The sequence below is a fragment of the Bacillus sp. LQ01 genome (assembly GCF_057624735.1).
The window spans coordinates 442,064-461,904 of the sequence record NZ_JBYEZL010000001.1 but is presented as its reverse complement, the minus strand read 5'-3'; the positions used below and the strand labels follow the sequence as shown (position 1 = coordinate 461,904).

18 protein-coding genes and 1 other annotated feature (1 of these 19 cut by a window edge) are annotated in these 19,841 nt (G+C 35.0%); of the genes, 7 read left to right on the top strand and 11 right to left on the bottom strand.

What is annotated here, in order from left to right; translation table 11 throughout:
- The first annotated feature begins 63 nt into the window (after positions 1-63).
- The 3 genes from AC22L0_RS02495 to AC22L0_RS02485 all read left to right on the top strand — a co-directional run bounded on the left by AC22L0_RS02495 (position 64) and on the right by AC22L0_RS02485 (position 1,758).
- Positions 64-462 (top strand): globin domain-containing protein, encoded by a 399-nt coding sequence (locus AC22L0_RS02495; RefSeq protein ID WP_000043386.1) that lies wholly within the window; start codon positions 64-66, stop codon positions 460-462.
- The gene (locus AC22L0_RS02490) at positions 462-1,355 is read left to right on the top strand and encodes a ClpXP adapter SpxH family protein (RefSeq protein ID WP_000360656.1); all 894 of its coding nucleotides are present in this window, start codon (positions 462-464) and stop codon (positions 1,353-1,355) included. Before AC22L0_RS02495 ends, AC22L0_RS02490 begins: the two co-directional genes overlap by 1 nt.
- Before the next feature lie 229 nt (positions 1,356-1,584).
- Positions 1,585-1,758, top strand: a complete 174-nt coding sequence (locus AC22L0_RS02485) for a hypothetical protein (protein ID WP_000750355.1) — start codon at positions 1,585-1,587, stop codon at positions 1,756-1,758.
- 131 nt (positions 1,759-1,889) lie between these two features.
- Here AC22L0_RS02485 and pepF read toward each other — a convergent pair whose 3' ends face one another.
- The 4 genes from pepF to mecA form a co-directional block, all read right to left on the bottom strand.
- The gene (gene pepF / locus AC22L0_RS02480; RefSeq protein WP_048568765.1) at positions 1,890-3,716 is read right to left on the bottom strand and encodes an oligoendopeptidase F; all 1,827 of its coding nucleotides are present in this window, start codon (positions 3,714-3,716) and stop codon (positions 1,890-1,892) included.
- 51 nt (positions 3,717-3,767) lie between these two features.
- Complete coding sequence (locus tag AC22L0_RS02475) at positions 3,768-5,012, bottom strand: competence protein CoiA (RefSeq protein WP_487272128.1); 1,245 nt, start codon at positions 5,010-5,012, stop codon at positions 3,768-3,770.
- A gap of 80 nt (positions 5,013-5,092) precedes the next feature.
- A complete protein-coding gene (locus AC22L0_RS02470; RefSeq protein ID WP_000799198.1) occupies positions 5,093-6,637 on the bottom strand; it encodes a cardiolipin synthase in 1,545 nt (514 codons plus the stop codon).
- A 72-nt stretch (positions 6,638-6,709) separates the two neighbouring features.
- The gene (gene mecA, locus AC22L0_RS02465) at positions 6,710-7,393 is read right to left on the bottom strand and encodes an adaptor protein MecA (RefSeq protein ID WP_000350716.1); all 684 of its coding nucleotides are present in this window, start codon (positions 7,391-7,393) and stop codon (positions 6,710-6,712) included.
- Between the two features lie 345 nt (positions 7,394-7,738).
- On the opposite strand from mecA, the gene AC22L0_RS02460 reads away from it, so the two are divergent.
- On the top strand, positions 7,739-8,413 hold the full coding sequence (locus tag AC22L0_RS02460; RefSeq protein WP_000362615.1) for a TerC family protein: 675 nt from the start codon (positions 7,739-7,741) through the stop codon (positions 8,411-8,413).
- A 49-nt stretch (positions 8,414-8,462) separates the two neighbouring features.
- Here AC22L0_RS02460 and spx read toward each other — a convergent pair whose 3' ends face one another.
- A complete protein-coding gene (gene spx / locus AC22L0_RS02455) occupies positions 8,463-8,858 on the bottom strand; it encodes a transcriptional regulator Spx (RefSeq protein ID WP_000258267.1) in 396 nt (131 codons plus the stop codon).
- Between the two features lie 594 nt (positions 8,859-9,452).
- Between spx and AC22L0_RS02450 the strand changes: the two genes are divergently transcribed.
- Entirely contained in the window at positions 9,453-9,656 is a 204-nt protein-coding gene (locus AC22L0_RS02450; RefSeq protein WP_000559971.1) for a hypothetical protein, read from the top strand.
- Between the two features lie 29 nt (positions 9,657-9,685).
- Here the strand turns inward: AC22L0_RS02450 and AC22L0_RS02445 are convergent, their stop codons facing one another.
- Entirely contained in the window at positions 9,686-11,332 is a 1,647-nt protein-coding gene (locus AC22L0_RS02445) for a peptide ABC transporter substrate-binding protein (protein ID WP_000727250.1), read from the bottom strand.
- A gap of 352 nt (positions 11,333-11,684) precedes the next feature.
- Between AC22L0_RS02445 and AC22L0_RS02440 the strand changes: the two genes are divergently transcribed.
- Positions 11,685-13,130 carry an MATE family efflux transporter gene (locus AC22L0_RS02440; protein WP_009327244.1) on the top strand — a complete coding sequence of 482 codons (1,446 nt, stop codon included), beginning with the start codon at positions 11,685-11,687 and terminating at the stop codon, positions 13,128-13,130.
- A gap of 143 nt (positions 13,131-13,273) precedes the next feature.
- Here the strand turns inward: AC22L0_RS02440 and AC22L0_RS02435 are convergent, their stop codons facing one another.
- The 5 genes from AC22L0_RS02435 to AC22L0_RS02415 form a co-directional block, all read right to left on the bottom strand.
- Positions 13,274-14,209 (bottom strand): ABC transporter ATP-binding protein, encoded by a 936-nt coding sequence (locus tag AC22L0_RS02435; RefSeq protein ID WP_000166348.1) that lies wholly within the window; start codon positions 14,207-14,209, stop codon positions 13,274-13,276.
- Complete coding sequence (locus AC22L0_RS02430) at positions 14,202-15,245, bottom strand: ABC transporter ATP-binding protein (RefSeq protein ID WP_000854346.1); 1,044 nt, start codon at positions 15,243-15,245, stop codon at positions 14,202-14,204. The genes AC22L0_RS02435 and AC22L0_RS02430 overlap by 8 nt, the downstream gene beginning before the upstream one ends.
- Positions 15,246-15,263: 18 nt before the next feature.
- Positions 15,264-16,280 carry an oligopeptide ABC transporter permease gene (gene opp3C, locus AC22L0_RS02425; RefSeq protein WP_000974106.1) on the bottom strand — a complete coding sequence of 339 codons (1,017 nt, stop codon included), beginning with the start codon at positions 16,278-16,280 and terminating at the stop codon, positions 15,264-15,266.
- The gene (gene opp3b / locus AC22L0_RS02420; protein ID WP_000534172.1) at positions 16,277-17,206 is read right to left on the bottom strand and encodes an oligopeptide ABC transporter permease; all 930 of its coding nucleotides are present in this window, start codon (positions 17,204-17,206) and stop codon (positions 16,277-16,279) included. Before opp3b ends, opp3C begins: the two co-directional genes overlap by 4 nt.
- A gap of 128 nt (positions 17,207-17,334) precedes the next feature.
- Positions 17,335-18,990 carry a peptide ABC transporter substrate-binding protein gene (locus tag AC22L0_RS02415; RefSeq protein WP_000727217.1) on the bottom strand — a complete coding sequence of 552 codons (1,656 nt, stop codon included), beginning with the start codon at positions 18,988-18,990 and terminating at the stop codon, positions 17,335-17,337.
- Positions 18,991-19,309: 319 nt separating this feature from the next.
- On the opposite strand from AC22L0_RS02415, the gene AC22L0_RS02410 reads away from it, so the two are divergent.
- The gene (locus tag AC22L0_RS02410; RefSeq protein WP_001044997.1) at positions 19,310-19,690 is read left to right on the top strand and encodes a DUF3899 domain-containing protein; all 381 of its coding nucleotides are present in this window, start codon (positions 19,310-19,312) and stop codon (positions 19,688-19,690) included.
- A gap of 105 nt (positions 19,691-19,795) precedes the next feature.
- Positions 19,796-19,841 (top strand) — a binding site (T-box leader) (it continues 171 nt past the right edge of the window).

Genomic DNA, 19,841 nt, shown 5'->3' with positions numbered 1-19,841 from the left:
CCCTCTCGAACATTCCATTGCTACAATAGATATACATTTCATGGAAAAAGGAGTTTATAAAGGATGAGCAAGCAACCGATGACACCATTTGAAGCAATTGGCGGTGAACAATGCATTGCAATATTAGTAGATACATTTTATTCCTATGTCAGTAAACACCCTGACTTATCTCCCATCTTCCCGGAAGATTTAACAGAAACCGCTAGGAAGCAGAAGCAATTTTTAACCCAATATTTAGGTGGTCCTAATTTGTACACTGAAGAACATGGTCATCCTATGTTAAGAGCACGCCATCTCCCGTTTGAGATTACCCCAAAACGAGCAGAGGCTTGGCTATCATGTATGGAGCAAGCAATGGATGATACTGGAGTGCATGGTCATATAAGAGAGTTTGTTTTTGAACGTTTAGCATTAACCGCTCAGCATATGGTTAATACTCCAAACGAAACAGGTGAAGTGTAATGGATAAGCAGGAAGCAAAGCATATAAATATGCCATCTCCTTCCGCATGCGAGCATAAGTCTGTAGAAGCATATTTATTTATTGATCCACTTTGTAAAGATTGCTGGGAAATTGAGCCTTTTATTATTAAACTATGGCTTGAATACGGGAAATACTTCTCTATTCGTCATATCGTAACAGGGAAAGTGGATGGAACGAACGCTTCCTCACACAAATGGAATAAACCTGCTAATATTCGATTTGTGTGGGAAAAGACAACCAGTTTACAAGGTTTTTCATGTGATGGAAAAGTACATATGCAAGAAGCATCGTCAACACCATATTTAGTTTCGATGGCAATTAAGGCAGCGGAGTTGCAAGGCCGAAAAGCAGGTTCGAAGTTTTTGCGAAAACTCCAAGAATACATTTTCCTTGAAAATGTATCAAACCCTGATTGCGAACTATTACTTGCATGTGCGAGAGATAGCAATATTGATGTAGAAGAATTTAAAAAAGATCTACATTCTGCTAGTGCAAAAAAAGCTTTCCAATGTGACTTGAAATTCACGAATGAAATGCATATTACAGAAATACCTTCCCTCGTCTTTTTTCATGCAAACTCAGATGAAGAAGGTATTAAAATCGCTGGAAATTATTCCTACGATGTATACGTACAATTATTGAAAGAACTTGTAAAATGTGAAATTGAGCCAGAACCATTACCACCTTTAGAAGTGCTACTAGAAGCAACACAATTTATATCTTCAAAAGAAGTAGCATTTATTTATGACTGTCCGCAACAAGAAATTGAACGCGAACTAAAAAAATTACAACTGAAACGAAAAGTACAAATGATAGAAGTAAAATGCGAACGTTATTGGAAATGGATAGCAAAAGAAAAAGACCTGGTGTAAACACCAGGTCTTCTTCTTTACGGCTTATAAAAATATTAAAGGGGATGGGAGAAATTTTCACGTTCAAACAAAGGGGTATATGTTTGTATGTGAATTCGTTCACGCTTATTATATTACAAGATTCGACGTCAGATGACAACCCCTTTTGTCGAATTTCACACTTTTGTCACATTCTAAACGTTTTCATTTTTGAATAAGCTATAAAAAAGGTCATTTAGGGGGTTTATTTATGAAAAAATCTTATATTGCTCTTCTCTTTCTAGCTGTCATCGTTTCTTTTTTCTTGTACATCCTCTCTCTACTACAAGCTTTTCCTAAAATTATTGCCTTACCTCTTTTATTCGGAATCATCGTTATCACACTCTCTTATTTCAATTATAAAAAACGATTCAAAGGGTTTTAATTTCAAAAATCAGCCGTAAAGCTATCCTTTCAGTTAGAAAAAACAAAAAAATCCACCTTTCTCTTCAACAAATATCGATATTAAATCTATTCAACAAAAAAGACGAGGATACAATCCCTCGTCTTTTTTCATTACTTTTCTTCAAATAATAATGCTTCTAATTCATTTAATTTCTCTTCAAATACTTGTAGTGCCTCTTTTACTGGTTCAGGAGATGCCATATCTACTCCTGCTTTTTTCAGCACTTCAATTGGATAATCAGAGCTTCCTGCTTTTAAGAACTCGTTAATATAACGTTCTACTGCTGGTTGTCCTTCTTCTAAAATCTGTTTAGATAGAGCTGTCGCTGCACTAAATCCTGTTGCGTATTGATATACGTAATAGTTGTAGTAGAAGTGTGGAATACGAGACCATTCTAAACCAATCTCTTCGTCGATTACTAAAGCGTCACCGAAATATTTCTTATTTAAATCGTAGTAAATTTCCGTTAGCATGTCTGGCGTGACAGCATGTCCTTCTTGTACTTTCTTATGAATAATATGTTCAAACTCTGCAAACATCGTTTGACGGAATACAGTACCACGGAACCCTTCTAAATAATGATTTAATAAATATAGACGCTCTTTCTTATCTTCTGTCGTTTTTAATAAATAATCATTTAGAAGCGCTTCATTACAAGTAGATGCCACTTCTGCTACGAAGATGGAATAATCACCATATACGTGCGGTTGTGTTTTTCTTGTATAGTAACTATGCACCGAATGACCAAACTCATGAGCAAGTGTAAATAAATTATTTACATTATCATGCCAGTTCATTAAAATATACGGATTTGTTCCATATGCACCAGATGAATATGCCCCGCTTCGTTTTCCTTTATTCTCATACACATCTACCCAGCGATTTTCATATGCCTCTTTCAAAATATCAACATATTCATCACCAAGTACGTTTAAAGATTTTAATAAAAGGTCTTGCGCTTCTTCGTATTTCACATTCATTTTCACTTCTGGTACAAGTGGTGTATATAAATCATACATATGAAGCTCATCAAGTCCTAGTGCACGCTTACGAATATCGATGTAACGGTGTAATAAATGTAAGTTGTCATTTACTGTTTCAACGAGTTGATCGTATACTGCTTCCGGAATATTATTATTGCTCAATGCAGCTTGGCGAGCAGAATCATATTTACGAACACGCGCATTGAAATTATTACGTTTTACTGCTCCACTTAACGTACTTGCGAATGTGTTTTTAAATTTTCCGTACGTTTCATATACAGCTTTAAATGCATCTTTGCGAACACGAGGATCATCACTTTCTAAAAACTGAATGTAACGGCCATGTGTAATTTCTATTTCTTCTCCGTCTTCCCCTTTAATAGATGGGAATTTTAAATCCGCGTTATTCAACATACCGAATGTATTGCTTGATGAACTCATTACTTCAGATGCTTCCGCTAATAAAGCTTCCTCAGCTTCTGATAATACGTGCGGGCGTTGACGTGTAATTTCTTCTAATGCATGTTCATATACACTTAAATCTCTATTTTCCTTCAAGAATGTTTGCAGTGTATCTTCTGAAATCGATAAAATTTCAGGAACAATATACGCTGTGCTACTAGATACTTGTGAATATAAATTTGTTGCGCGATCATTTAATGCTTGATATACAGAGTTTGTTGTATCTTGATCGTAACGCATATGAGCATATGTATATAACTTACCTAATCGCATTGAAATTTCATCTTCATATTGCAATGCCTCAAGTAAATTGTCCGCAGAGTCACTAAGTTTCCCTTTAAATTCAGTTAACTTCGGCAATAGCTCTTTAATAGCTTGAAATTCTTTTTCCCATTCTGCATCCGTTTGGAAAATATCTTCTAATCGCCACGTACTTGCTTCTTCAATCTCGTTGCGATCTGGTAATGCTTTCGCTTTGTTTTGTTCAGACATTCTTTAAGCCCTCCTTTAAATATCTCTACTTAAGTACAATTCGTTTTTTTCTTATGTAATTCCTTCACAATCATTCTTTATTATATCCCCTTTTCCTCCTCTCATGTTAAAATTTGCCTCAAATAAAGATAGCGCATGTATTAAGCAAATCTCATCATGTTTTATAATCTCCTCCTCTGTTTTTAACATCATGACATCCCTTATTTTCCGGTACGTATAAGTTCCCACTTTACGCAAAACACCTATATAGCATAAAAATGTCATATATTCAGTAACTGCCACTTTCCATATATGCTTTGAAAAGTACGGAAGTATCCGCCTTTTCGTATACCTTTTTACATAACTACACACGTATTGAAGAGAAATACACTCTCCCACTGCAAGCTTCCCTATACACTTCATATATAGAAAAGCTTGCCATATAAATGGGTTTGTTTGTAAAGCAAATGCAGAAGGGAGTGGAACACCAATTTCAGAAGGAAAGCTTGCTGGGGTACATTTAAATTGATATAAGAGGCGTAATAATGACTTATAATTATAATTCCAAATCGGCAGGGCATTTTTGCGGAAGTAGTTCTTTCTCTTCTTCCACTCTTCACCCAATCTTTCTTTCCCGAAAGGAACGGGAGAAAAAAGCATTTCAAAAGTAGTCGTATCAGTTGGTAAATATATAGTATGTGAGAAAAAGACATTTGTAGAAAAGGGAGTGACAAATACACATTTCATAAATGTTTTTTGTTTCGGACAGAAGAAAATAAGAAGTGGCTGAGGATAAGATTGTAAGGAGAAAGCCATAAGTGAGGAAAATTTCATCCAATATGCAGATTGCTTTTTCAATTGATTTCCACCAACGATCCAAATGACCTGTATACCAGCTTGCCAATACGAATATGTTCTTTTGTACAGCTGCTCTATAGCGAGGTTTGCACATTGGTATTCAATTGCAATTTTTCTGCCCGCCCTCTCTACAAAAACATCTGGTCGTTGCTTAATTTCTGGAAGGTAGTACTCTATATCCACCTGAAAGTTTTGACGCTTGAACCATCTATATAACAATTCTTTACCGTGCATATGATACGTTGATTCCGCTTCATAAAAGGCAAGACATGAATTCACTTTTTTATGAGCAAAATGCCAACTTTTTTGTTTCCCTAATTTCATTTGCACTTCCTTTCCACAAGCTACACAAAAGAATCGTTCTTGTTGACGCATACGGCGCAAAAGCTTTTCATTACAATTATAGAGTAAATGAATTTTCTCTCCGTTTTCTCTTTTAGCGATAAATATCGTAATCACACCCTTTCAGCTCCTTATATTCTACAATTTGTTACAAATTCCTTTTAAAAAAGAGATGTCCCAATTTCGGACATCTCTTTTTATAATAAAGGTGATAATAAGCGGTATGTTGATTCAACAATTCGTCTATGAAGACGTCTTTTATGAAAATGATCAACATGAATTTCACTTGATTCTTCTAAATCATCTTTAAAGTCTTGAACAAGTTTTCGAATGCTATCTGTATCATATAAAAAGGCATTTACTTCAAAATTCAAATGAAAACTTCTCATATCCATATTAGCTGTCCCAATTGAAGCTAAATCAGAATCGACGATGACAACTTTACTATGAAGAAAACCTTTTTCATATTCATATATCTTTACACCTGCATCTAAAAGCTCTGGGAAGTAAGATCTCGATGCGTAAAAGACAGTACGCTTATCCGGTTTACTCGGCATTAATAAACGAACATCAATACCAGCAAGTGCAGCAACCTTTAATGCGGATAAAATATCATCATCCGGAATAAAATACGGCGTTGCAATCCAAATGGATTTCCGAGCAGAAGCAATCATGGCAAAATATAAATGCTTAATCGTTTCCCATTTATTATCAGGCCCACCTGCAACAAGCTGCACGCCTCCCCAATGCTCCCCCTCAACTGCTTTCGCTTGTAAATATTCAGGGGCTAGCACAGCCTCACCAGTCATATAAAACCAATCTTGAAGGAAAATAAGCTGCAAACTTTGTACAGCTTCACCACGCAAATATAAATGTGTGTCTCGCCAAAAGCCGAAGTACTTATCCTTCCCTAAATATTCATCACCAATATTTAATCCACCTACAAAGCCTTCATTTCCATCAATAATAACGATTTTTCGATGATTTCGATAATTAATTTTATCGTTTAAAATCGGAAAGCGTACAGGGAAGAACGGAATCATTTCGACTCCTGCATCGTTTAATTCTTCAATATACGATTTTGATAATTTAAAACTTCCAACCGCATCATACAAAAAACGAACGACTACGCCCTCTTTTGATTTTTGTATTAAAATATCTTTAATTTCCGTTCCAAGCTTATCATCACGCACAATGTAATATTCCATATGAATGTGATGTTTCGCTCGTTTTAATCCATCTAAAATGGCCTGAAACGTTTCATCTCCATTTGTTAATGTTCTCGTTTCAGTTTGAAATGAAATATTTAAAGCGCCTAAGCGATCCGCTAAACGAAATAACAGCTCTTGATGCTTATGATTGCGTAAAATCCGTTCTTCGTAATCTTCATGCCCCTTATATTGTAAAAACGCTTGTTCATCGAGCAACGCCTTCTTTTGGAACATTCTCTTCCTCCGAAAGTTCTGTCCGAATAATAAATAAGCGAAGAATCCAAATACCGGAAAAATACCTAACACAATGAGCCATGTAAGTGTTTTTGACGGATGACGGTTCTCTAAGAAAATAACGCAACCAATTAAAAACGCAGATACTGTAAATAAAATACTAATAATACCTAAAACCGAAACATCTTTTATCCCAATCACATCTGAATAAAATGCTACATCAATAAACATACGTAACGAAACAAATAATGCGAACAATAGCAGTATAAAGAAAATCAGCTTTAACGTATTTTTCATCTCTTACCTCCTAACTAAGAAAGCTTTCCTATTCTTCATATAAAAAGCCGATTTCATACTACAGAAATCGGCCTACGTTTTAGCAGGAAAATTATTGCGAATCGTTTCAAGCGCATGCTCTTTCACAATTTGTTTTCCATACTCACTTACACGATGAATTGTTAAAGTTGATTCTTCTCCATATTCTAAAATAATACTTAAAATACGATCGATTTCTTCTTCATCATGTAGCACTTCATCGAATTCCACATATACATAATAGCGGTTCTCAAATGAATACAGCTCATCTTTTATATCTTCAAAGATAAGACGATGACTTAATGAAATGACATCTTCAAAATCATTAAACTTAATTAAAAAGCCAAACGTACCATCTTCATTAAAGTTTGTTCCTGTTTGTTCTTCTACCTCTTCGACTAATTCTTGCTGGAATAATGATTCGATGCCTTCATCTAGAGGAATATCTATAATTTTGTCTACCCCTATCGGTAGTTCCAGCTTTTGCCCGTCCTTTGAAAGCTCTGCTTTCGTGACAAGTACTTCAATCCCTTTATCGACTGCTTGCACTTGAATCCATAACGGCCCATCAATAAAGAAATCGTCATGATCACGAGCTTCGTCCATCATCTCCCAAAAGAGCTCTTCACTTCGTTCGCGATCATACCAAATCTCTTCACGATTAAATCCTCTATCCTCTATATCAATGTACGTAATAAAAAATTTCATCGTATGATCATTAATTCTTTCAATATCCAAAATACAACTCTCCCTTCCTGCTTAGAATTGTTATGAAGGGATTCCCCACTCATATGACAAATCAATAGATTCTTGTACTCTCATTTTATGATAAGATTCTCCAGAATGGAAATAAAATCGATTTATTTTACAAAAATAGTTATATGCCTATCTTTACTCGATCAACTACGTAAATATATTATTATAGCGATTTCTTACTTACAAAAAATTTGGACATACATTTCCACATTCCCCCGTACACTGTAATAAAGTGAAACTTCTATTAGAAGAGATTATTTAACAACAACTTTCTTCATCACATACATATAGTTCGCTTATTAAAACATCATAAATGGAGGCAGACGAATGGACTTAGAGTTTTTAACATCCGTACTAATGATTGTCGGTATCGATGTTGTATTAGGTGGTGACAATGCAATCGTCATCGCACTAGCTAGCCGAAATTTACCTGAATCGAAACGAAATAAGGCTATTTTGATCGGTACTCTTTTAGCGATTGTACTAAGAATTGTCCTTACTATACTAGCTGTCTATTTACTCGACATTCCATTTCTACAATTGATTGGCGGGGTTTTACTTACATTAATTGCAGTCAATTTATTAACCGATAATAGCAACGATCTTTCTTCTATTCAAGGAAAAACAACTTTATTTCAAGCTGTGCGGACAATTGTTTTCGCGGATCTCGTTATGGGGTTTGATAATGTTATTGCCATTGCAGGTGCAGCTCACGGGAGATTTTTACTCGTCATAATCGGCTTACTCATTTCTATCCCGATTATTATTTGGGGCAGCAAACTTATTTTAATACTTATGGAGCGATTTCCATTCCTCATTTATTGCGGTGCAGCAATTCTTGCCTATACTGCAGGAAAAATGGTTACACATGAAGACAGACTTGCAACCTTTTTTCATAACAATCCAAGTTTCACTGCAAGCATTCCTTATTTGTTCATTTTCACTATTTTATGCATCGGCTTTATTGTACAACAAGTTCGATTACGCAATGTGAAACATTAAAAAAAACCTTCTACTATATAATAGGTAGAAGGTTTTCATATTATTATAATTAATTTACAAGACGTTGTGCTTCACGTAATTGGAACGTTCTTACTGTACGTGGTAAGAAACGACGAATTTCGTCTTCGTTGTAACCAACTTGAAGGCGTTTCTCGTCAATCATAATTGGACGACGTAAAATCCCTGGATAGTCACGAATCATCTTATATAAATCTTGAAGTGGTAAAGACTCTAAGTTTACATTCAATTCTTGGAAAACTTTCGAACGAGTAGAAATAATCTCATCCGTTCCGCTTTCTGTCATACGTAAAATCTCTTTAATTTCCTCAATCGTTAATGGATCTGAGAAAATATTACGTTCTGTATAGGGAATATGATTTTCCTCTAGCCATAATTTCGCCTTTCTACAAGACGTACAGCTTGGAGAACTATATAATGTTACCATACAAAGCTCACTCTCCTTAAAGAGTACAAATTCTGTACTAAATACAGTTTTAATTTCTAACTTCAGCAATTTTTCGTGATAACTTGTCTTATTGAAAAGTACAAAAATCACATTTCATGTAAGCAACAACTTATAATAAACAACAATTACTTTTAATAAGTAACTTCTATAATCATTATACAATAGATTTTGCAAGAAATATACAGTAAATTTCCTGCTAGTTGAGAAAACTCTCCCGTGTATTTCACTGCTATGTAACATGATTACGCTCATTTCAGCTGTACTTTAACAATAACTTTCAACCCTTTTACTACTCACTTCCCATAGATTTTTCATATAATATATAGTTATTTATCTATAATCTTCCCTATGAAAAAGAGAACGTTTTCTTACTTTTTCTTGATAAATCAATTAAGAAATGTAAGACTATACAAATGAGAATAAAAAAGGAACATTTGTTCTTATTTTAACAAATATCCTCCCTCCTGTCTACATGATTTCTAAAGTAAATTAAATATTTTTCTGACATTTCTTTCTTTTTCATTTTTTATCTCATACAATAAACATACAGACAGGCAAAGGGGGAGTTTTCAAATGATTGCTTTTTTTATTGATTTTATTACGGTTGCTGCCCTCATCATCGGAATAACAGCATTGATTGGTGTCATTACAAATAGCATCGGCGAAAAGCTCTTTGGTGGAAAAGAAAAAATGAAGTTTGTTAACAAAAGTTTGGATGTACAATCTGGCTGGAACCAAGTTGGCGGAAAAGGCATTTATAAGAAACGAACGTATTAAAAAAAGCAGGTGATCACCTGCTTTTTTTCTTATTTCTCTACTGACGCCCATTTAAAGCTTAAATCGCCGCCATATTTATGGTTATACATATTTTTAATTGAATCTCTTTGTAAATATGCTCTACCACGTTGATATACTGGAACGATCGCAGCATCATCAAGTAACATTTTTTCTGCTTCTAATAAGTTCTTCCAACGAGCATTTACATCGCTTCCATCTTTTTTCGCCTTCATAATGATTTCATCGTATTTTGGATTAGAGTACTTCATCTTATTTTGTGACCCATCTGTTACAAACATATCAAGATATGTAATTGGATCTGGGAAGTCCGCACTCCATCCAGAGAATGACATGACATAATCGCCCGCATCTTCTAATTTTAGTTTTTGTGCGAATGGTTGTTGTTTAATTTTTACTGTTAAACCTGGTAAATTCTTTTCTAATTCACCTTTTAAATATTCACCAGTTTTCTTTGATAACTCTACATCTTCATTTAATAATTCTAATTCGATTTCATTTTTACCAAGTTCTTTTTTACCAGCTTCCCAATATTTCTTCGCTTCTTTCACGTTTGGTTTTACAATATCCCCGTTTACAGCACGGAAATCTTTTTTATCTGGTCCTTTAATGAAGTTATCAGGAATTAATCCTGTCGCTGGCTTAGAACCGTTATTTAATAATGTATCCACGAATGGCTTACGGTCAAAAGCAAGTGAAATTGCTTTACGAATATTTTTATTTGCTAAAGCTGGATCTTTTTGATTTAAACGAAGGAAGAATACAGATGTATCTTCTACTGTTTGGAAATCTGGTTTTCCTTTATATTTATCAATAAACTCCGCTAATAACGACGCTCGATCAATTGCATTTGTTTCATATAAGTTAATTGGCGTAGATGTATCTTTTACAATATTAAAGTTTACTTCTTCAATCTTCACTTCTTTATTGTCCCAATATGACGCGCTCTTTGTCATTTTAAAGCTACGTTCATGTTGCCAATCACTTAATGTAAATGGCCCGTTATAAAGCGTTGTATTCGCTTCCAAACCAAACTTCGTACCTTGCTCTTTCACAAACTTTTCATTCACAGGATAGAAGATTGGATATACCATTAAATCTACAAGGTATGGAATTGAATTATCTAATTCCACTTCTAATGTATAATCATCAATCGCCTTTACCCCTAATTGATCCGGACTCATCTCTTTTTTATTAATTTTCTCTGCATTTTTTATATCATACATAATGTACGCTGATTTCGCAGCTGTATCTGGGTTAATCGCTCTTTGCCATGCATATACGAAATCTTTTGCCGTCACAGGCTCACCATTTGACCATTTTGCGTCTTCACGTAATTTAAATGTATATTTTTTACCATCTTCTGATTTTTTGAATTCCTTCGCTACACCAGGAACTAGCTTATCATCTTTTCCTAAACTGTATAAGCCTTCCATCGTATTAGTCATTACTCTTGAAGAAACTGCATCAGCTGATAACGCTGGATCCATCGTTGGAATTTCTTGTGTTTCAATTAAGTTAATAACTTGCTTCGCGCCGCTTTTTCCGCTATCCCCTTTAGCGTTTGCTTGCGATTCATCTTTTTGATAGCTACATGCCCCTAACATCATGCTCATCGCTACTGTTGATGCTACAAAAACTGGTATCTTTTTTTTCATACTTCCACCCTCCAAAAAAATGTTAACCCTTTCATTTTCAAACAAAAAGAAATATATATATGTTCTAATAATTCATATTATACACACAAATATATTTTTTGTATATTTATATTTCTATTTCATTAAAATTTTTCGTTAAAAAATATACCTTTGTAAACGTTTCATATTGCTGATTATTCATACTAAAGTGTTAAAAATAATATTTTTTATACTTTTCTAAATTATCAGAGAAAAATGAATTTTATATCTCATAATATTTTATGTATAATTATCCTTTTGTTTTTATCATAAAATAGCACTCTCTTCATAATAAAAATATGTAGGCTAAAATGAGTGCAAAGGTTAAGAAAGTATGTTACGATACATTTTGCTAAAAATAGATATCGGTAAAGAGGGGACGGACATGGCAGCAATTCAGGCAAAAAACGGGCCTACTGAGAAATTAAGTTTATTCTTATTAACATGGCCTATTTTTCTAGAAGTTTTTCTTTTTATGTTAATGGGGATCGCTGATACTTTCATGTTAAGTGCATTATCAGACGATGCTGTATCTGGGGTTGGTGCAGCGAATCAATATCTTCATATTGCGATTTTGGTATTAGAAGTCATCGGGAACGGCGCTGCTATCGTTGTATCTCAATACCTCGGTTCCAAACGCTTTATGGAAGCATCTAAAATATCAGCATTAGCCGTCACATTAAATTTAATAGTTGGGCTCGTTATAAGCGCTGGTTTTCTTTTATTTTCGAAACATATGATGCTCGCAATGAACTTACAAGGCGATGTACTAACGTATGCGCAAAACTACTTATCTATCGTCGGAGGAGCCATCTTCCTACAAGCTATTATTAACTCATTAGCCGCAATTATCCGTGTACACGGTTTTACAAAGCAAGCGATGTTTATTTCACTCGGAATGAATATGATTCATATCGCTGGAAACTACGTACTCATTTTCGGGAAATTTGGTTTCCCTGAGCTCGGTGTACAAGGGGCTGCAATTTCTTCCGCTATCAGTCGATTGATCGCACTTATTGTTTTCTTCTGGTTACTATACCGCGTTATGGAATATCGTGTGAAATTACAATATTACTTCACTTTATCCAAAGAATACATTGGGAAAATTTTAAAAATTGGCATTCCATCTGCATTTGAACAAGTGATGTATCAAGCTTGTCAAATCGTCTTCCTTTATTACGCAACGTACTTAGGAACGGAATCATTAGCTGCTAGACAATACGCTACTAACATTTCCATGTTCACTTATTTATTTGCAATTGCAATTGGTATGGGAACAGCCATTATTATTGGCCGCCTCGTTGGTGGTGGCGAAAAAGATGAAGCATACGAACGCTTGTGGAAAAGTGTAAAATGGGCAATTGGTGTAACTTTATGTATGGTCGCTCTCGTTATTACATTCCGTACACAATTAATGGGACTGTTTACAGATAATCCGCACATTATCGGGTTAGGCGCAAGTGTTCTTTTACTAAGTGTACTACTTGAAACGGGACGTACGATGAACATCGTCATCATTAATTCGCTTCGTGCAGCTGGTGATGCAAAATATCCTGTTTTAATCGGTGCATTCTCTATGGTGTTAATGAGTTTACCACTAGGTTACTTTTTCGCCTTTCATTTAGATATGGGGCTCGTTGGTATTTGGCTAGCAATCGCCATCGACGAATGGACACGTGCCATTATTATGTTCTTCCGCTGGAAAAGTAGAGCATGGGAGCGTTATGCGCTTGTTAAACCTGAAGAACAAGAGGAGAATGTTTCTGTTCAAGTTCAGTAATTTTGCATATGGATATCACTAATGATACATGAGATTTATATCGGCGATTCTTTAAATATATCGACTGACCGACAAATGTATACAATTCTTTTATATAGTAGAAAAAGAGCCATCCTTCCATAACAGAAGAATGGCTCTTTTTCTTATTGATAAATCTCTTTATATTTCTTGTACTCCGCTTCCGAACATAGTACGAAATGTCCTGGGCGAATTTCACGCATTGTTGGTGCTTCACTACCATAATTATGCTGTGATGGATCATATACGATACGTTTACGATTGCGCTCATAATCTGGATCTGGAAGTGGAATCGCTGATAATAGTGATTTCGTATATGGATGAATTGGATTCGCATATAATTCATCACTTGTTGTTAACTCAACGATTTGGCCACGATACATTACACCAATACGGTCACTAATGTATTTTACCATTGATAAATCATGGGCGATGAATAAGTATGTTAAACCTTTTTCTTTTTGTAGCTTTTTCAGTAAGTTTACAACTTGCGCCTGAATCGATACGTCAAGTGCTGAGATCGGCTCATCGGCAATGATAAATTCTGGGTCTACAGCAAGCGCTCGAGCGATACCGATACGCTGACGTTGTCCACCTGAGAATTCGTGTGGGAAACGGTTTGCGTGCTCTTTATTTAAACCAACTGTGTTTAATAGTTCATGAACACGGTCCATGCGCTCTTTTTTACTTTTCGCTAGTCCGTGAATATCGATACCTTCTGCAATAATATCCCCTACTGTCATACGAGGGTTTAATGATGCATATGGATCTTGGAAAATCATTTGCATTTTACGGTTGAATTTCTTCAGCTCTGCGCGTGATTTTTTACCATGTACATTTTCACCATCGAATAACACTTCACCAGCAGTTGCATCATATAAACGAATAATCGTTCTTCCAGTTGTCGATTTACCACAACCTGATTCTCCTACAAGACCAAATGTTTCTCCGCGGTAAATATCAAATGAAATATCATTAACCGCTTTGACAACACCACCACTCACGTCGAAGTGCTGCTTTACATTTTTTACTTCAATTAATTTCTCACGTTGTTTAGTCATGTTGTTCACCTGCTTTCATTTGAAGAATGCGTTTTTCAACGACTGCCGGCGGTTTTACTTCTGGAGCTTGCTCGTGAAGTAACCAAGTTGCCGCATAGTGCGTATCACTTACTTTAAATAAAGGTGGGTCCATTTCAAAATCAATTTTCAGTGCCTGTGGGTTACGTGGTGCAAAAGCATCTCCCTTTGGCGGCTTCAATAAATCTGGAGGCGTTCCAGGGATTGCATATAACTCTTCTTCTGAACCATCTAAACTTGGCATAGATGCGATTAAACCCCAAGTATATGGATGTTTCGGATTGTAGAAAATTTCATCTACAGTTCCAATTTCAACAACTTTACCAGCGTACATAACTGCCACTCGGTCCGCAACGTTTGCTACTACACCTAAGTCATGCGTAATGAAAATGATTGCTGCTTCTGTTTTTTGCTGAATGTCTTTCATAAGTTCTAAAATTTGCGCCTGAATCGTAACGTCTAGCGCTGTTGTCGGCTCATCGGCAATTAATAACTTCGGGTTACAAGCTAACGCCATCGCAATAACTACACGCTGTCTCATACCACCTGAGAATTGGTGAGGATATTGTTTTAAACGAGCTTCTGGATTTGGAATACCTACAAGGTCAATTAACTCTAAAGCAACTTTACGTGCATCTGCTTTACTCATCCCTTGGTGTTTAATTAGACCTTCCATAATTTGATTTCCAATTGTCATCGTTGGGTTTAATGATGTCATTGGATCTTGGAAAATCATCGCAATATCTTTACCGCGTACTTGCTGCATTTCTTTTTCTGTTAATTTTGTTAAGTCACGACCTTCAAATACGATTTCACCATTTTTAATGCGTCCAGGAGGATTCGGAATTAATCCCATTAACGCTTTAGAAGTAACTGATTTCCCTGAACCAGATTCTCCTACAATCGCCAATGTTTCTCCTTTTTTCAAATCAAAAGTAACGCCGCGTACAGCTTGTACTTCACCTGCATGTGTATCAAAGGAGACTTGTAAATCTTTTACCTCTAACAATGTTTTCATCTTTGCCTCTCCCCTCTTTTACTTACGCATTTTTGGATCTAACGCGTCGCGTAATCCGTCTGCCATTAAGTTAAACGCTAAAATTAATATACTGATGACAACCGCAGGGATGAACATCATATGCGGATACGTTTGAATAGATTTATAACCATCATTTACAAGAGAACCTAGTGACGCAAATGGTGGCTGAATTCCTAAACCGATGAAACTTAAGAACGCTTCACCAAACACCGCTGATGGAATTGTAAACATTGTCATTACGATAATAGGTCCCATTACGTTTGGAATTAAATGTTTCACAATTAATTGTGTATTTGTTGCACCTAATGTACGAGATGCTAATACATATTCTTGGTTTTTTAACTTTAAGATTTGTCCACGAACAATACGCGACATCCCTATCCAACCTGTAATCGCCATCGCAAGTGTAATTGACCAAATACCAGATCCCATAATGATTACCATTAAAATAACGATGATTAAGTATGGAATACCGTTAATAATCTCCATAATACGTTGCATAATGTTATCTACTCTACCGCCGTAGAATGCTGAAATACCTCCGTATGCAACCCCAATTACTAAGTCAATTGCTGCCGCTAAAAGAGCGATATATAATGATACGCGTGTACCTTCCCATGTTCTTGTCCATAAGTCACGGCCAAGGTCATCTGTACCAAACCAGAAGTACTCTTTAATATCACGTTTTTCATATTGGTCAACACCATATTGATCTGTACCGTCAAATGGTAACCAATGAACATTTTCAATAACTGGAATTTTTGGTGGTAATTTCGCACGACCTAAATCTTGCTCTTTATACGAGTGTTTACTTACCATCGGTCCAAAAATCGCTAATAGCGCAATGATAACTAACAATACAAGGCCAAGCATCGCACCTTTATGTTGGAATAAACGTCTTCTTACATCTTGCCAAAACGTTAAGCTTGGACGGGCAATGACTTCATTATCAACATTATTTTGATTGGCTTGTTGAAATAAATCTGGAGATAATTTTTGTACATCTTTCATCATTTTTTCCCTCCCGCTAAACGAATACGAGGATCAATAATTCCGTATAAAATATCGACAATGAAAATAACTAAAATGAAGATCGCACTATAGAAAATCGTAGTTCCCATAATAACTGTATAGTCATTTAAAGTAATCGATTTAACGAATTGTTCCCCAAGTCCTGGTACAGCATAAATTTGCTCGATAACAAGTGTTCCTGTAATTAATGCCGCAACCATTGGTCCTAAAATTGTTACAACTGGAATTAACGCGTTACGAAGTGCATGTTTGACAATGATAACGCCTTGGCTAATTCCTTTCGCTTTCGCTGTTAAAATGTAATCGGCTTGCATAACTTCAATTAATTCTGCACGAGAGAAACGTGCGATTGTCGCGATAACTCCCATCGATAATGCAATTGTAGGCATTACAGTAAACTCTGGTCCTTTCCAGAATGCTACTGGGAACCAGCCTAGTTTTACCCCTACGAAATATTGCAGTAATGCGGCGAATACGAATGATGGTACCGACATTCCGAGTACCGAAATAACTGTTGCACTATAATCTACCCACGTATTATTACGAAGTGCGGCAACAATACCTAAAATTAAACCGATAAATGTTCCTAATATAATCGCTTGTAAACCTAATTGGGCTGATGGTCCAATACGATCCACAATCATGTCTGTTACTGGGCGGTTATCATATTGGAATGATACCCCTAAATCACCTTTTGCTAAGTTACCTAAGTAACGTGCATATTGAACTGGTACCGGATCATTCAATCCGTATTTTTCAAGAATGATTTCTTTTTGTGCCGGTGATAGCTTCTCCTGGTTTTTAAGCGGAGAACCCGGAAGTAATTTCATCAAAAAGAAAGTCATTGTAGTAATTAAAAATAATGTCAAAGCCATGTACACGAAACGTTTTAATACATAACGTCCCATAGTCAAGCACCTCCCCGTTTTTCTCAAAAGCAATAAGATAGTTTAAAATATTCTTACTTTTATTTTTTTAAAATAAGAGCATATGCCCATCATAGGCATATACCCTTGTAAACGATGGAAAAAAAAGATTATTTTTGTTCAACAGATGCCCATTTGTAAGTTAATTTACCACCATAGTTAATTGGGATAATATCTTTTACGGCACCTTTTACTACATACGCTGAACCTTTTTGGAAGATTGGAGTGATAACTGCATCCTCTTTAATTAACATCTTCTCTACTTCTAGAAGGTTGTCCCAGCGAGCTTGTAAATCTTTTGTATCTGTTTTAGCTTTTAGGATTAACTCATCATATTTCTGATTAGAATACCCTGTTTTATTTTGAGAACCATTCGTAACAAACATATCTAAATATGAGATTGGATCTGGGAAATCTGGTCCCCAAATACCAAACGCAATATCATATTGCTGAGAATCTTCTAATTTATTTTTTTGTGCGAATGGTTGCTGTTTAATTTTAATTGATAAACCTGGTAAGTTCTTTTCCATCTCACCTTTTAAGAATTCCCCAACTTTTTTAGCATCTTCATTATCAAAGTTTAAGAATTCTAGTTCGATTTTATCAGTTCCAAGCTCTTTCTTCGCTGTTTCCCAAAGCTTTTTTGCTTCTTTTGGATTTGTTTCAACTAGCTTTCCATTTTCAGCTCGGAAATCTTTTTTATTTGGACCTTCAGCGAAATCTTTTCCAACAAATCCGTAAGCTCCAATTGCGCCGTTATTTAAAATAACTTTTGCAATGTTATCACGGTCAAAGGACATTGAAATTGCTTTTCTTAAGTTTTTATTACTTAAGTATTGATTACTTTGATTAAATCTTAAGTAAGCAACTCCTGCTTCTTTTCTTGTTTGGAATTCTGGGCTTTTTCTAAACTTATCAACAAATTCAGACGTTAAAGCCGCTCGATCAATCGCGTTTGTCTCATATAAATTTACATCAGTTGCTGTATTTTTTACAATATTAAAGTTGATTTCTTCGATTTTAACCGTTTTATTATCCCAATATGAAGGATTCTTCTTGAATTGGAAACTTTGTTCATGTTTCCAATCACTCATAACGAATGGACCGTTATATAATGTTGTATTTGCCTCTAAACCAAATTTATCACCTTGTGCTTTTACAAAGTTTTCATTTAGTGGGTAAAATACTGGATAAACTGTTAAATCGATAAAGTAAGGAACGGGATTGTCTAATTCTACTTCTAATGTATAATCATCAATCGCTTTTACACCTAATTGGTCAGCAGGTAATTCTTTTTTATGAATTTTCTCTGCATTTTTAATATCGAACATAATGTATGAATACGTTGCTTTTGTATCTGGATTTACTGCTCTTTTCCATGAATACACAAAGTCTTTAGCTGTTACAGGTTCCCCATTCGACCATTTCGCATCTTTTCTTAATTTAAATATGTATTTCTTCCCATCATCTAGCTTTTCGACATCTTCTGCAACTCCAGGCATTCTCTTTTGATCTTTGCCAATACGATATAAACCTTCCATCGTATTATTTAATGCTGTAGAAGATGAAGAATCAGATGCTAATGATGCATCCATTGACGGAATTTCAGATAACTCTGTTAAATTAAGAATCTGTTTTCCGTTACTACTACTCGTAGCGTTCTCTTTCCCTTTTGCTTTTGCGTCATCTTTTTGGTAGCTACACGCGCTAAGCAACATACTTGCAGTTAAAGTTGATGCAAGTAATAACGGTATCTTTTTCTTCATGTTGTGTTGCCTCCCCTAATTGCACTTCCTGTACCCTCACTTGTTAAAAAGTAGAATTGAAAGAATAATCTCCAAGTTTCTACAATTTTCATTATACATATAATATAACAATTGTGAATATAGTTTTTTGTTTTTTTGTTAAAATTTTTAATAAAATATTTATATTTTTAATTTTTCGTAAAGGGATACATTAACATTGCTACCATCATCTTAAAATCAGACCTTTAATTGTGTATAATTTTCAAAAAATTAATCCTAGTACTTATTATAGCTTTTATAGTATAATAATTCTAGTAATATTTTGACGGAGGGGAATATTTTGAATAAAGTTTTTTTTCATACTTGTATACTAATTTTTATAGCGATGATTGCTTCTAGTATTGGTGCATTCCTCATTTCATCTCAATTTTTGTTGAACTTTGTCAACATTTTGTTTTATATTGCACTGTTTTTTATTCTTATCGGCGGTTTTTTATACATATTTCAAAATGGTTTTTTCAATGTAACCATTTACGCATTCCAAAGAGTATTTGGTACGAACAAAAAGATTGACTCTTTAATTGAAGAAGTCGAGGAACCTACAGATAAGAAAGAACGTATTTATAAAACATATTCATTCAAATGGACATATCCAATTTGTATTACAGGTATCTTCCTTGGGTTGTTCTCGACCCTTATTAGCTTTACTATTTTGATGTAGTTTGCAAACACTATCCCATATGATATAATAATCAGCAAAACATTTTGTTATAAAACTTTAGTTCTTTCATATTAAAAGAGCTCAAGTAACAATAAATAAATTTATATGTATGCGATGATAAAGAAGAGTACATATTGAGGCAATTTCAGAG